The sequence below is a fragment of the Clostridium coskatii genome (assembly GCF_001675205.1).
Lineage (GTDB): Bacteria > Bacillota > Clostridia > Clostridiales > Clostridiaceae > Clostridium_B > Clostridium_B ljungdahlii.
This window is the reverse complement of record NZ_LROR01000055.1, coordinates 22,285-37,714: the sequence shown is the minus strand read 5'-3', so window position 1 is coordinate 37,714 and position 15,430 is coordinate 22,285. Positions and strand designations below refer to the sequence as shown.

Genomic DNA, 15,430 nt, shown 5'->3' with positions numbered 1-15,430 from the left:
TTTTATTATGGCTATTACTAAAGATTTTAAACCAAATAAGCTTAGTGATTATCTTGAAGCTACTGGACTCAAAGGGAAAAATTTCAAATTTGTTGATGATCTTTCAAAGGAAGGATTATTAAGTTTATTTAAGGCGGCCGAAGTTTTGGAACCGTACTGGAGATCAAAATTAAATATAATGAATGGTAAAGTTTTATGCACAATGTTCTTTCAACCAAGTACTAGAACTAGATTTAGTACTGAAACTGCAATGATTAGATTAGGAGGTTCAGTTATAACTGAATCAGATCCAAGTCATAATTCTTCTGTAGCTAAAGATGAATCATTATGGGATACACTTAGAGTAGTTTCTCAATATGCAAACATAATTGGTTTAAGACATCCTGATGATAAGCAAGTATTTGAAGCACTTCCAGCAGCTGAAGTTCCAGTAATTTCTTGTGGCTGGGGAAATATAACTCATCCAACTCAAGGACTTCTTGATATGTATACAGTTTACAGAGCTTTTGGAAGATTTGAAGGATTAAGAGTAATGGTAACATCACCAGATCTAACAAGAGCAAGAAGTAGGCATTCTTTTGCTTTAGGTTTGGCCAGAATGGGAGCAGAGATAGTATATTCAGGACCAAAGAATTTGAAAACTCCAGATCTTATAAAAGGTAAATTGAATGATATGGGTGCAAAATATGAAGAACATTTTGATTTAAACAAGAAAGAGCAGGGTGAATTAATAACAACTTGTGACCTTGTTTATCTTCCAGGCTGCAGCGTTCCTGTAGGACAGGATGCAAGAGATGTATTCATGGAAAAGGCAGCAAACTATTATATTGATCTAGAAACTTTAGAGAAAGCAAAAAAGAAAACTGGAAAAATAATAGGAATAATGCATTCTCTACCAAGATTCAAAGGAGAATTTGATTTTAGAATAGATAATACAGAACATGAGCTATATTTTAAGCAGATAAGCTTTAGTGTAGCAATAAGAATGGCACTTATTGCATCTATGATAGGTATTTCATAAAAGGAGTGAACTAAAAGCATGGAAAGCAGAAAAATAGTAGTAGCTTTGGGTGGAAACGCTTTAGGTAATACACCAGAAGAACAAAAGCGATTAGTAAAAAGTACTGTAAAACCAATTGTTGATTTAATTCAGAGGGGAGATAAAGTTATAATAGCTCATGGTAATGGACCTCAAGTTGGAATGATAAATCTTGCTTTGGAGACTGCATCCAAAACTGGTGCTAAAACTCCCAAAATGCCATTTCCAGAGTGTGGAGCCATGAGCCAGGGGTATATTGGATTTCATCTTCAAAATGCATTAAGGGAAGAATTGCTAAGTAGAAGGATGAATATTCCTGTAGCAACTGTTATAACCCAAGTTATTGTTAACAAGCAAGACCCAGCATTTGATAAGCCATCAAAACCAATAGGTGCGTTTTATAGTAGTGAAGAGGCTTTAGCTATTTCTAAAGAAAAGGGTTATATAATGAAGGAAGATGCAGGAAGAGGATGGAGAAGAGTTGTACCATCTCCAATTCCTATAGATGTAGCAGAAAAGAAAACCATTAAAACTCTTGTTGACAATGGAGAGGTTGTTATAACTGTTGGAGGAGGAGGCATACCTGTTATTGCTAAAGGAAATAGTTTAATAGGAGTCTCTGCGGTTATAGACAAGGATTTTGCTAGTGAAAAAATTGCTGAAATACTTGACGCAGATTTATTAATAATACTTACTTCAGTGGATAAGACAGCAATCAATTATGGAAAGCCAAATCAAGCTAATCTTGATATGTTAACAATTAAAGATGCAGAAAAATATATTGAACAAGGACAATTTGCTCCAGGTTCCATGCTTCCAAAAGTTCAGGCTGCAATTAAGTTTGTAAAATCCAGTAGTAGGAGAAAGGCAATAATTACATCACTAGAACGTGCAGCAGAGGCTATTGAAGGTAAAACAGGGACTGTAATTGTTGCATAGGTATTATTATAAATATTAAAAAACTAATAGAAAGAGATTATAAATAATAGTAGGAGGTAAAAAAGTATGAGTAGTATTGAAAAGGTTTATCATGATGAAGATGTTAATATGGATGCACTTAAAGATAAGGTTGTAGCAATAATGGGATATGGAAGTCAGGGAAGAGGACAATCCAATTGCCTAAGAGACAATGGAGTAAATGTTATAATTGGTGCAGGAAATAAGGATAGATATCCGGATTGGGAAAATGCGGAAAAGGATGGATTTACTGTATATCCTTTTGATGAGGCAGTTAAAAAAGCTGATGTAGTAATGATATTACTTCAAGACCCTGCTCAACCTGCAGTTTATTATGAATCAATTCATCAAAATTTAAGACCAAATCAGACACTTTGCTTTGCACATGGGTTTGCAATATTGTATGGAACAATTGTGCCACCAGAATTTGTAGATGTAGTACTTTTTGTTCCTAATGGACCAGGTCCTGTTGTAAGGCAAAAATTTCTAGATGGTTCAGGAATATATGGTGCAGTTGCTGTAGATCAAGATGTTACTGGACATGCTAAAGAAACAGCTCTTGCGATTGCTAAAGGTGTTGGCAGCACAAGAACTGGTACAGTATATATTTCATTCCAACATGAGACTGAAGGAGATAACTTTGAAGAACAGGTTCTTTATGGTGGAACAATCAATCTTATGAGGGCAGTGTATGAAACTATGGCTAAGAATGGATATCCAAAATCCTTTGCTTATGCAAAGGCTATAAGGTCCATTAGGTCAGTAATTGACGATATAGATCGAGTTGGAATAGAAGAATATTTGTCGAAAAGATGCAGCAGAACTTGTGAATTTGCAGTTAGAACTTCGGGACCCAGAGTTATTAATTATGATGAAATTGAAAAAATATTTAGAGAAACTGAAAAAGGTGAATTTGCAAAAAGATGGTTATTGGAATTCCAATGCGGTATGCCTACTTTAAACAGATTGAGAAGAACTCATAAGAATTCGGATATGGAAGTTGTAGGAAAGGAGTGGAGAGAAAAGTTCAGTAAAGAAGTATAATATAAAAATTAGTAATATGAAAATTAAATGATTGATAAAAAAAGTTTTTAAACTTAATTAGCCTATTGTACTAGATATGTATGTAACTATGATGTTGATATATTATTAAGTTCAATAGGCTATTTTGATAAGAAAGTGGATTGGAAAATTTCGTTATATGCTTAAGTGATTTATTTAACAAACTAGGGAGGAATTATAATGGAAAAAGATATAGATGTATTTGATGGAGAATTAGTTAATCCTAATGAAAGACTATATAATGAAGATCTTGCTCCTGCAAAAGAACGTAAGTGGGGAACATATAGTATATTTGCAATGTGGATGTCTGATGTCCATAGTGTTGGTGGATACACCTTTGCAGCAGGTTTATTTTTTATGGGACTGACTGCATGGCAAGTTTTATTAGCTGAAATTATTGGTATATCTATTGTAATGTTTTTTTCCAATCTTACCAGCAGGCTTGGAACTAGGCTTGGAGTTCCATATCCTGTAATAAGCCGTATATCTTTTGGGGTTTGGGGAGGCAATATACCTGCTTTAATTAGAGGACTAGTTGCAGTATTTTGGTATGGCATACAGACTTACTTAGCATCGGTGTCGGTTGTAGGCATTATATTAATATTTGCTCCGGGTGCTAAATCTTTAATGTCACGATCATTTTTGGGGTTGAATAGTCTTTATTGGATTGGATTCCTAATTATGTGGACTGTTCAATTGTTAATAATGATATATGGCATGGAAATAGTCAGAAAATTCAATAACTTAGCCGGGCCTTTAGTTTACGTTTTAATGTTTTTCTTGATAATATGGGTTGTAAATACATCGGGTGGACATATTAACTTAAATGTTGGTTTAGCAGGTAAAAGATTATTTGGGTTAAATGCCGTCTATACATTTGTAGTAGCAATTGCATTGGTAGTAGCATATTTTAGTACAATTATGCTTAATGTCTGTGATTTTACTAGATTTTCACCAAACTTTAAAGTGGTTAAAAGAGCTAATTTTTTAGGATTGCCTGTTAATTTTACATTATTCTCCATAGCAAGTGTAATTACGACTGCAGGAAGTATAGTTATATTTGGTTCGGCAATTTATGATCCTATACTATTAGTACAAAAAATTCCCAATAATACAGCTCAACTTATTGGAGCCGTTGGATTTATGATTGCGACTTTAGAAATTAATGTTATAGCAAATTTAGTTTCTCCTGTTTATGATCTTGCAAATTTGTTTCCAAAGCATATTAATTTCAAGCGAGGTGCAATAATTACTGCCATGCTTTCCATAGTAGTATTGCCATGGAAAATATATGCAAATCCGATTGCAGTAAATTACTTTTTAGGCGGTCTGGCTGCATTTCTAGGCCCAATTTTTGCGATAATCATAATAGATTATTATGTAGTCAAGAAGGAAAAAGTAGATGTACAAATGTTATTTCAATTGAGTGGATTATATTGGTATGATAATGGTTTTAATAAAAAGGCTGTATTGGCATTATTGCTTGGAGTGATAATATCTGTACCTGCAGCTATGGTTCCTGCATTTAAAGTAATAGCTTCATTTTCCTGGTTTATAGGAGTATTTGTAAGCGGACTTTCTTATTGGATATTAATGAAGGATACTATTGTTACCGATCTTAACGATTACAAAGAGGAACATTCTTTATAGCCATTTGATTGTAATTTTATAATTAAACGTTTTTATAAAAAAATAAATATTTTAAATGGGGCAGTTCTTTACATTTTTAGTTTAATTTTTAGATTAAGTAGGAGGTAGTAATGAATAAGTATGATCTTATCATAAAAAATGGAAATATTGTATCTGAACATTCTGTTAAAAAAGGAGATATTGGAATATTAAACGGTAAAATAGTTGAAGTGAGTACTAAAATAAATGAAACTGCCAATGAAATAATCGATGCAGAAGAACTCTATATTTTACCAGGATTGATTGATATACATGTTCATCTCAATGAGCCGGGGAGAACTGAGTGGGAAGGTATTTATACTGGTAGTTGTAGTTTGGCAGCAGGTGGAGTTACAACATTTTTTGACATGCCATTAAACAGTGATCCGCCTTTAATTTATCCTGACCAATTTAAAATAAAAGAAGATTTGGCAAAGAAAAAATCTATAATTGATTTTGGCATTTTAGGAGGATTAGTTCCTGAAAATTTAAATTATTTAAAGGATTTAAAGAAATGTGGAGTTATAGGCTTTAAAGGTTTCATGTCAAACAGTGGTATCAAGGAATTTAATTATCTTGATGATAACAGCTTATTTGAAGGATTGAAGAAAATATCTAAGCTACATTCTATAGTAATGCTTCACGCAGAAAGTGAGGTTATAACTAGTCATTTAGCTTCAGAGGCAATAAGTGAAGGAAAAATTGCTGCTGAAGATTATGCTGCTTCAAGACCAATTATTTCAGAAATTGAGGCTGTAGATAGAGCTATGTGTATGGCAGAAGTGGCAAATTGTAAAATTCATATAGCTCATGTAAGTAATAGTGAAGTAGTTAAAAGAGTTAAACTTGCAAAAGATAGAGGAGTTGATGTTACATTAGAAACCTGTCCTCATTATTTATCTCTAACTGTAGGGGACATCGTAACACAAGGTGCAATAGCTAAATGTTCTCCTCCACTTAGACAAAAAGATGATGTGGATCAATTGTGGAAAGCGCTCATAAATGGGGATATTGATATTATATCTTCTGATCACTCACCATCCTCACCTGATTTAAAGGATATGAGTGATGGAAAAAACATATTTAATGTGTGGGGAGGTATATCTTCAGCTCAAAGTACATTAAATGTTCTGTTAGAGGAAGGATATTGGAAGAGGGGAGTTTCGCTGGAATTAATATCTAAATTAACATCTGCTAATCCAGCTAGAAGATTTGGAATTTATCCTAGGAAGGGAACAATTTCAGTTGGAAGTGATGCGGATTTGGCCATTATTGATTTAAATCAATCTTTTATACTCAAAAAAGAGGACTTGTTATATAAACATCCGGTTAGTCCATTTATTGGTAAAAAATATAGAGGTAAGGTAGTTTATACAGTTGCAAAAGGTCATAAAGTATTTGAAAAAGGAAAGATTTTAGATGATGGTTATCGTGGTGAATTAATAATTAATTAATTTTGAGGTGAAATTTAGATGTTAGATTTGTTTATTAAAGGTGGCAAAATCATAGAAAATGATTATATCTTTAAAGGTTCTATAGCTGTAAAAAGCGGTAAAATAGTGGGCATTACAAATACTGATGTTAAAATTGATGCTGTTAACGTAATTGATGCTTCCGGGAAAATGATATTTCCAGGTGTTATAGATTGTCATGCACATTTAAATGACCCGGGATTTGAATGGAGAGAAAACTTCATACATGGATCTGAAGCAGCAGCAGCAGGTGGTGTAACAACTATAATTGATATGCCGCTCCAGAACGAACCTGCACTTACATCAAGTAAAATATTTTTAGATAAGCAAAATAAAATAATGCACAAGTCTGTTGTTGATTATGCTTTTTGGGGAGGACTTGTAGATAATAATGTGCAGAATATAGATGAGCTTTATAAGTCAGGTGTAATAGGACTAAAAGCATTTTTAGGTCCAGTTTCTTCTGATTATTCTACCATAAATATGGGAATAGCAAGGCAGGCATTGGAAATAACTACTCCATTAGGAATGGTTATTGGATTCCATTGTGAAGATTATTCAATAATAAAAAGTTATGAAGCAAAGTTAAAAAAGGAGAATAAATTTGGTAGATCAGATTATTCTCAATCAAGGCCGGTTATTGCAGAATTATTATCAGTTAAAAATGTGATAGAAATGGCAAGAGAATCAGGTGGAAAAGTTCATATTTGTCATGTAAGCCATCCAGAGGTTGCTAAAGAAATAAAAAAAGCAAAAAGTGAAGGAGTAAACATAACTTCAGAGACATGTCCTCATTATCTTGTATTTACAAATAATGACATGGTGGAAAATGGTGCAATATTCAAATGTGCTCCACCATTAAGAAGCTATAAAGCTAAGGAAGAGCTCTGGAATTATGTGATGGATGGCACAATAAACTGTATATCATCTGATCATTCTCCTTGTACTATTGAAGAAAAATCAGAAGATAAACATAATATATGGGAAATATGGGGAGGTATAAGTGGCATACAAACTACATTCCAGGTTATGTTTGATAAAGTAGTAAATGAGAAAGGGTTATCTCCTACTATATTGACAAAAATTTTATCTAATGAGCCGGCAAAAACTTTTGATTTATATCCTAGAAAAGGTAATTTAAATATTGGTTCAGATGCTGATATTGTAATTGTTGATCCAAGAAGAAAATGGAAAATTACTTCAGAGTCACTTTTTTATAAGAACAAAATATCAGCTTTTATTGGACTTCAGGGTAAAGGAATTCCAGTTACTACAATAGTAAGGGGAAATATAGTTTATGATGATGGCAAAATTGTAGGAAAACATGGTACGGGCTGTTTAGTTAAAGCTATACGATAAAAGGTAGAATTGTTATTTAAATATGAGGAGGGTTTATATTTTGGGCATTAAATTGAAAAATTATAAGTTTGAAAATTCTAATTCATTGACAAATGATGATTTAAAACCGATTATAAAAGAAAGACGTACGTGGAAGACTGTTAATTATGCTACACTTTGGATGGGAATCATTCACAATATTCCTACTTATGCTACTGTAGGAGGGTTAATAGCATTAGGGCTTTCGCCATGGCAAACCCTAGGAATAATTATTACTGCTTCTCTAATATTATATGTTGCATTAACACTTAATGGACATGCAGGCACGAAATTTGGAGTACCATTTCCAGTTTTAATTCGTTCCTCCTTTGGTGTTATTGGTGCTAATATTCCAGCAATGTTGAGAGCATTTGTTGCTATTATGTGGTTTGGAATTCAAACCTATGCAGGAAGCACAGCTATTAATATTTTGATACAAAAACTTTGGCCATCATGGAATAGCCTTGGTGGCAACTGGAGTTTTTTTGGACTTCATCTTTCGGGTATGATTTCATTTTTGTTATTTTGGGCACTTCATTTATTTACATTAAATCATGGTATGGAATCTATTAAAAAATTTGAAGTTTTTGCAGGTCCAATGGTTTATCTAGTCTTTGGTGGTATGGTTTTTTGGGCTATTAGCATTGCTGGTGGTCTTGGACCAATTTATTCTCAACCAGGAAAGTTTAGAACATTTAAAGAAGCATTTTGGCCTTTTGTTGCAGGTGTTACGGGAGTTATATCAATATGGGCAACTTTAATATTAAATATTCCGGATTTTACACGTTTTGCGGAATCTCAAGAAGCTCAAAAGAAGGGACAATTTTTAGGATTACCTGGAACTTTTGCATTGTTTGCATTTGCTAGTATTACTGTAACGTCAGGAACTCAGGTAGCTTATGGAAAACCAATTTGGAATATTGTAGATGTACTTTCTCGTTTTGATAGTCCATTTGTAATTGCAGCTGCAGTAATTACACTTTGCATTGCAGCAATGTCAGTTAATGTTGCATCAAATATGGTTTCACCTGCGTATGATATTGCTAATTTATTTCCTAAGTATGTAAATTTTAAACGTGGAGCTTATATTACAGCAATTTTAGCTGTGTTTACTTTTCCGTGGAAGACAATGGAAAGTGCTACAAATGTAATGTCATTTTTAGGAACAATTGGTGGGGCACTTGGTCCGGTTGCAGGTATTATGTTTGCTGATTATTTTATTATACGTAAGCAAGAATTAAATGTGGATGATTTATATGCTTTGAATGGAGAATATACTTATAATAAAGGATATAACTATAGAGCATTTATTGCTACGCTAATTGGAGCATTTTTTGCACTAATAGGAGACTTCATTCCTTCATTAAAAAGTTTAAGTAACATTTCATGGTTTGTAGGTGTTGCTATAGCTGCAATTGTTTATGTAGTTTTAATGAAAATTGATTTTCCAAATATAAAATTAAGTACAATAAATTCCCAGAAGTAATGTGTCAACCATTTTCGAAAATGTCTACAATCAATCTTATGATCTGCTAAAACAGCAAGTGTTAAATTAATTTTATCAACAGATGGTTGTTTTTCAAACACAGATTTGGTATGATTGATTTCAAGAGCAAATTTGGTAATGAATTCTTTTATGTAGTGGTTGAAGAATTCATTTGCCTGTTCCAGAATTGTTACAGCTGCTTAGTTCAAGTCCTAAGGGTAACCGTGACTGTAACGTTTGGAATAGACGCTCTACACGACCATTTGCTTGAGAGATACTACTAGTTTTAATTTCTGTACCTTTCTAATTATGTCCACTTCATTTATATATTGTTATGAGTTATATTTTAACACTATTTTTTATTTATTTGGAATATAATCGCAAAGGGTATACTAAGATATTATCGTAAATCAATCATAATTATTTTACAATCATATATAGGTTAAGAGGAGGGTTTAAATGGAAAAGAAACAATACATCTGCCCAAAATGTGGAAATACAGAATATGAATCAGATCAATTTCAGGCAACAGGAGGAAATTTCTCAAAGATATTTGATGTACAGAATAAGAAATTTATTACTATTAGCTGTAAAAAGTGTGGGTATACAGAATTGTACAAGGCACAGTCTTCAGCTGGATGGAATATTCTAGATTTTCTTATAGGCAATTAACTTATAATATATATGGAAGGAAGACATCATTATGAATGAAGTTTTACAAAATATTTTAACAAGAAGAAGTGTAAGAAAGTTCAAAGAAGAACAAATAAAAGATGAAGAATTAGAATTGATTTTAAAAGCTGGAGTGTATGCACCAAGTGGCATGAACAAACAAACTTGGCAGTTTACAGTCGTTCAAAGTAGAGAGAAGATGGAGCTGCTTGCAAAAGTAGTTAGAAAAGCATTAGGGAGAGACGCTGGATATAATTTTTATGCATCTCCAACTTTAATTATACTGTCCAATGAGAAGGAAAATGTAAATGGGCTTGCTGATTGTGCTTGTGCTCTTGAAAATATATTTCTAATGGCAAATTCGCTGGGAATAGGTTCCTGTTGGATCAACCAATTAAGAACTATTTGTGATGAAAAAGAAGTAAGGGAAGTACTAAGTAGTTTTGGTATACCTGAAAATCATATTGTTTGGGGAATGGCATCCATTGGATATCCTGAAAGCATACCAGAAGCACATGAAAGAAAAGATGGAGTTATTAAATTTGTAAAATAATATAGAGTTTCTAAACGAAAAATCAACTTATACTGCGGATATTTTTTACAACCTTCAGTTCATTAAATATTTTGATAAGTCTAAGTAAAAAATTCTAAAAAATTTAAGAACTTTTGAAAACTCGTACCTCAGACAATTCAAAAGTTCTAAGTTTTTGCGAATTTTTTCCTAAGACTTATATGCAAAATATTTAAAAGAACTTCATTATTGTAAAAATATACCTACGTATAAGTTGATTTTTAAGTTAGAAACCGCGCATAATAAACATAGAAACAACAAATTTTAATGCCAATATGAAGTAACTTTCGATGAAAATATGTGGCGGGAATTATAATATTAAGTATGTTTCTAGTGAAGATGAAAAACGTAAAGATTTAAGCTTTTTGTAGTAGTTTACTATTTTTATATTTCATAAAAGCAATTTTAGCCGCATACATCGCAAGTCCTACTGGTAACCAAAATGCACCAAAGTTAAGCTCATTTTGCAAATAAGGAAGCATAAGATCCCAACTTAATCCTTTTAGACTTAACATTTTTAATGCTACAGTCATATGTCTGAATGGCCATAGACTATTAAGAGCCTCTGGCATTCCACTTGGCAGCAGATAATCTGGCATTACAACACCACAGGTTAGAAATATAACTATATTTATCAAATTAAAAAACAGTATAAAGTGACCAAGGTTATCCATAAATGATGTTAAAGCTAATCCCATAGCTGTAAGGTTAATAAAGAATAAAGACATTAAAACAATATATATTAATATATCACCACGAAGAGGTACACAGAATAATTTATCAACAATACATAAGCAAGTGAAAATTACTATAATGCATAGAGTAGAATATAGTAATAGTCTTCCTATAAGACCGAGTATAGCTTTTATACCTTCTTTTGAACGCATCTTAATATGTGCAAATTGCTCTTTCTTCTTCATTAAAGCAGGTACTAAAAGTACTGGTACAAAAAAACCTTGATTAACTAAAGGTATCAAAGTATAAATTAAATATCTAAGATAACTACTTTGGGGCTCATACAGTACGCGTTCAACATAGGAAAAGTTTAGAACGGTTTGCTTAGATTGGTATGGAACCATACCATTTCCTTGAAGAACACTTATTTGAGCACCAGCATTTACCGTACCTAAAACTTGACTAGCATATGCCAAAATATTGGATAGTATGGGAAGATCAGTCCCATCTATTAACAATAAGGCACTAGGTGATTTTGCCATGCTTATATCTTTTTCAAAATGCTTAGGTATTATTATACCTCCATTTACCCTACGATCTTTTATTGCTTTTTCAAGTTCAGCATCCGAATTTGCATAATAATTAACATTTAAACCTGGACTAATTTTAAGCTGTTGTACAATAGTTCTTGACAAATTTGAATTATCTCTATCAACTACACCAAAGGGAAGATGCTCTATATAAGGATTAGACATGGCATAGCCAAAAATAAGTGTTGCTACAATAGTGAGTATAATAGTCTTAAGTAGGGAGCTTCTTTCTTCTTTTAATATCTTAAAAAGACTCTTCATTATGTTATCACCTCTTCATCTTGACTATTGATGATACTATTTTTCTCATTTATTCTAATATTTCTAAGCCTTTTAGCCTCTTTCATTTTATATAAAAGGAATGTAACCACCCACATAAAAATCATAAATTTAGTAAGCCAGAATATATTAGATAAGTTATCTTGAAAACTTCCGCCTATAAGTGTTAAATCTCTTAGAGGTATGGCATAGTAGTAAAATGGAATATATTTAGCTATTATAGGAGCAATATCAGGCATAGCTACAGTTGGAAATGTGTATCCAACCAAAAATAGAGTTATTGCTACTGGGCCTGCTAGTCCTACTGCATCTATCTGCTTTCCATTAAGCAAGATAATTAGAAGTACTCCCACAAATGTCATTCCAATACAAAAGAGAGTAGTTAACGTAACTCCTGCTTCAACAGAACCCCTATAGGGTAAACCGAAATATTTACAAAAAATTACGAATATAATAAAAACCGAAATTGATCCCAGAAGTCCAACCATAATACCTTTAATCCACATTTTTTTATAACTATTACCTTTTTTTATTAATAAAATTACAACTATAATCATTCCAACCTGAATAGTATTAATTGAAAATCCTGGAATGAAAAAATTAAACATATTTTGAGTAGGATTTCCTATAAGCCTATAATTATAACTTATTGGATTGATATAATTTTTAGCTACTTCTGGCATTAATCCAAGTTGACCCTCTGCTACATTTATTAAATATGCTGACTTAATGGTACCTAGAATTTGTGCAATTTTTGTTCTACTAGAAGAAGTCATGGCCATTTGTGCTCCATCATAAATAACCATAATGTTGGGGTTCTTCCCATCAGTTAGATCCTTTGAAAAATTTTTAGGAATAATAAATCCTACAGCTACGTCTCCTTTGTCTATTAAATCTTTAACATCATTATTAATCTGACTATATGCAACTATATTAAATGTTGAATTTGTCCTTATTTCCCTAACAAAAGATTGAGATAATAAAGAGTTGTCATGATCTACAATAACAGTTGGCATTTTGCTAAGTGAATGAGCACTAAATTCAAGTGCTAAAACAACAGCCCCCCCAATGCCAATTATAAAAAGCATTAATATAGGAGTTATCATATACTTAAATCTTAATATTTTTTCTTTCATAATAATAATCACTTCTTTCCAAAATCAACAAAGGCTGTCATTCCAGCATGAAGTGGTTTATTCATATCAATTAATTCAACTTTAATTCCATAGGACACTATATCAAAATCCCCATTATCATTTGTTGCCCTTTTAACTGCAAAATCAGCATCCTTATTAATTCTAACTATTTTACCTTTAAATTTTTGATTAGGATAAGCAGGAATTTTCACAGGCACTTCTTCATTTAACTTCACTTTTGAAAGATCTGTTTCTTTTATATCACATTCAACCCAGGGTGCAACTGTATTTGTCATTACAAGAAGAGGCATTCCTGTAGATACAAGTTCACCAACCTCTACATTTAACTGATTTACAACTCCATCTGCCGGTGCTGTTATTGTTGTATCATTTATATAACTTTGCACTTCATCTTGTCCACCTTCAGCTTGTTTAATTTGGGCTTGATATCCCTGTATGGTTGCATCTGCTTGACTTACTTGTGCTTGTAATGCGGCTATATCTTCAGGTCTTGAACCATCTTTAGCAACATTATATTGATTTTGTGCTACATCCATATCTGTTTGAGCCTTATCTAAATCTTCTTTAGCTGCATAGCCTTTACTATACAGTGCATTTATCCTATCGTATGTAGATTTCGCTAAATCATATTGAGACTTAGCTTCATCAATTTCCTCCGGTCTTGCTCCATTTTGAGCCTTCTGAAGTTGTGCTTGTGCTGATGATTTTGCTGCTTGAGCTGCTTTCATTTGTTCAGTAGCTGCATCGATTTGAGCTTTTGATTGAGCTTCCTTTGCAACTAGCGAACTATTGTCTATAGTTATTAAAACTTGTCCATTTTTTATGCTGTCACCTTCAGCTACCTTTATAGCTGTTATTTTTCCTGCAGCTTTAGAATTTATATTTATTTCTTTAGTTTCTATGTCTCCTTGAACAGTTAAGTGGTCACTCTGCTGTTTTACTATTTTATCTCCCGTCAAAACAAAATCCTTACTACATCCTGAAAACAAACCGATTGTAATTGTTAGAGCTAATACTAATGCAATTTTTTTTCTTTTCATATAAATCCTCCCAAACCAACTAATATATTTACTTATAAGAACCTGTTAGTCAAACGTTGTCTAATTTTTACAAGTGATTCATGTAGAATTTGCATCTGTTCTTCTGGTAAAACACCTAATAAAGACACTATAATATTTTCTTTATCTGGTAATATCTCAGCTAAAATTTTCTTCCCATCTTCTGTTATAGTAATCTTTGTATATCTCCTATCATTTTTATTTTCCTGTCGTAGAACAATTCCTTTTAATGTCATTCTATCAATTAAAGTTGTTACACTAGGTTTCTTTACTCCTAATTTCTTACTAAGAGTAGATGAAGTACTTCCTTCATCACCACATAAATATAGGTAATACAGAACTTTGAATTGTACCTGTGTTAATTCAAACTTTTTATAGCCTTCTTCACCAATTTTATTTATTAAATCTGATATTTTAATAATCTCGTCAGTTATCTCAAAAGTTAACTCCATTGGATCAATCTTAATTAAATCGGTATCTTTCTTATTCATAAACAACACTCCTAAAATGCTTTTTCATATTATTCTGTTAACATTATTAATTTAATATACTGATAGTCATATAGATAATAGTTAGTGCAAATAATAGTTAATGTGTATAATAGTTAATATAACTAATGATTAACTATACTAACTATTATACACATTATTATATTAGTTTCAATATCAATAATTGGAAATTATTATTAATAATCTGTAACTTTCAATTTTAGTTCTGCAAAATGGAAATCTAAATTCAAAAATGTGTGTTACCAAGAAAATGCTGGAGATTTGACATTAAAAAAGTATTACACAAATGATAGGGTATGTAGGATACGAATTGTTAGAGGGGTTAAATATAGGTAACGTGTTTGCATTATCAAGTGTCCGGCAAATGTACGAAGTTACTAAAGTTATAGACCACAAAAATGGATTGCCTTAAAATTAGGCAATCCATTAATTATGTATTAAGTGAGATTATAAGGAAGATAAAAACATTTCGTATGCGTCTTCAAATGAATCGTAGGGATCTGGATTTCCGCCGTTTGTGCTTTTGCATTGGTTGTCACTGTACTCTTGTCCAACTGCAAGAAGACCCCCAACAGTTATAGGATGTCCTGCATCACAGGCTATTTTACAAAATGTATCCATAGGATCATCTGCGAGACGAGTTTCCAGCAGCTTCTTTCTTAAGGAAGGATCTTTTTTAGCATCAGTATAAAGCAGTTCTAATTCAGTAGTTGTGTTGTCCATAATTTGCACCTTGTATAATGAACATGTAGTAAAAAATTCATTATACTTTTTCCTTTCTTAAAGATTTTTTACTATAATTATCATAAGACGCTGTGGATTAGTTTTCGCACCTATAGCTAGACTATTTTAATTGAG

Annotated in this window: 14 protein-coding genes; 9 read left to right on the top strand and 5 right to left on the bottom strand. The window is 32.2% G+C overall.

The window, feature by feature from the left end:
* Window positions 1-7 precede the first annotated feature (7 nt).
* From CLCOS_RS13770 to CLCOS_RS13730, 9 genes are all read left to right on the top strand, one after another.
* Window positions 8-1,021 (top strand): aspartate/ornithine carbamoyltransferase family protein, encoded by a 1,014-nt coding sequence (locus CLCOS_RS13770; RefSeq protein ID WP_063602125.1) that lies wholly within the window; start codon window positions 8-10, stop codon window positions 1,019-1,021.
* A gap of 18 nt (window positions 1,022-1,039) precedes the next feature.
* Window positions 1,040-1,978, top strand: coding sequence for a carbamate kinase (arcC, locus tag CLCOS_RS13765; protein ID WP_063602124.1), 939 nt, complete (start codon window positions 1,040-1,042; stop codon window positions 1,976-1,978).
* A 66-nt stretch (window positions 1,979-2,044) separates the two neighbouring features.
* Entirely contained in the window at window positions 2,045-3,040 is a 996-nt protein-coding gene (ilvC, locus tag CLCOS_RS13760; protein ID WP_082853605.1) for a ketol-acid reductoisomerase, read from the top strand.
* Between the two features lie 198 nt (window positions 3,041-3,238).
* On the top strand, window positions 3,239-4,708 hold the full coding sequence (locus CLCOS_RS13755) for an NCS1 family nucleobase:cation symporter-1 (protein WP_063602123.1): 1,470 nt from the start codon (window positions 3,239-3,241) through the stop codon (window positions 4,706-4,708).
* 110 nt (window positions 4,709-4,818) lie between these two features.
* Entirely contained in the window at window positions 4,819-6,180 is a 1,362-nt protein-coding gene (gene allB / locus CLCOS_RS13750; RefSeq protein WP_063602122.1) for an allantoinase AllB, read from the top strand.
* An 18-nt stretch (window positions 6,181-6,198) separates the two neighbouring features.
* Window positions 6,199-7,557: an allantoinase AllB gene (gene allB, locus CLCOS_RS13745; protein ID WP_063602121.1), complete on the top strand. Its 1,359-nt coding sequence runs from the start codon at window positions 6,199-6,201 to the stop codon at window positions 7,555-7,557.
* Window positions 7,558-7,597: 40 nt separating this feature from the next.
* The gene (locus tag CLCOS_RS13740; RefSeq protein WP_275507177.1) at window positions 7,598-9,061 is read left to right on the top strand and encodes an NCS1 family nucleobase:cation symporter-1; all 1,464 of its coding nucleotides are present in this window, start codon (window positions 7,598-7,600) and stop codon (window positions 9,059-9,061) included.
* 459 nt (window positions 9,062-9,520) lie between these two features.
* Complete coding sequence (locus CLCOS_RS13735) at window positions 9,521-9,733, top strand: zinc ribbon domain-containing protein (RefSeq protein WP_013238197.1); 213 nt, start codon at window positions 9,521-9,523, stop codon at window positions 9,731-9,733.
* Between the two features lie 31 nt (window positions 9,734-9,764).
* On the top strand, window positions 9,765-10,286 hold the full coding sequence (locus CLCOS_RS13730) for a nitroreductase family protein (RefSeq protein WP_063602120.1): 522 nt from the start codon (window positions 9,765-9,767) through the stop codon (window positions 10,284-10,286).
* Between the two features lie 374 nt (window positions 10,287-10,660).
* On the opposite strand, the gene CLCOS_RS13725 is transcribed toward CLCOS_RS13730, so the two are convergent.
* From CLCOS_RS13725 to CLCOS_RS13705, 5 genes are all read right to left on the bottom strand, one after another.
* Window positions 10,661-11,830, bottom strand: a complete 1,170-nt coding sequence (locus tag CLCOS_RS13725; protein WP_063602119.1) for an ABC transporter permease — start codon at window positions 11,828-11,830, stop codon at window positions 10,661-10,663.
* A complete protein-coding gene (locus tag CLCOS_RS13720; RefSeq protein WP_063602118.1) occupies window positions 11,830-12,984 on the bottom strand; it encodes an ABC transporter permease in 1,155 nt (384 codons plus the stop codon). The genes CLCOS_RS13725 and CLCOS_RS13720 overlap by 1 nt, the downstream gene beginning before the upstream one ends.
* Window positions 12,985-12,992: 8 nt before the next feature.
* Window positions 12,993-14,045 carry an HlyD family secretion protein gene (locus CLCOS_RS13715; RefSeq protein WP_063602117.1) on the bottom strand — a complete coding sequence of 351 codons (1,053 nt, stop codon included), beginning with the start codon at window positions 14,043-14,045 and terminating at the stop codon, window positions 12,993-12,995.
* A 32-nt stretch (window positions 14,046-14,077) separates the two neighbouring features.
* Window positions 14,078-14,554 (bottom strand): MarR family winged helix-turn-helix transcriptional regulator, encoded by a 477-nt coding sequence (locus CLCOS_RS13710; protein ID WP_063602116.1) that lies wholly within the window; start codon window positions 14,552-14,554, stop codon window positions 14,078-14,080.
* 465 nt (window positions 14,555-15,019) lie between these two features.
* Window positions 15,020-15,295, bottom strand: coding sequence for a Nif11-like leader peptide family natural product precursor (locus CLCOS_RS13705; protein ID WP_063602115.1), 276 nt, complete (start codon window positions 15,293-15,295; stop codon window positions 15,020-15,022).
* Between the last annotated feature and the right edge of the window lie 135 nt (window positions 15,296-15,430).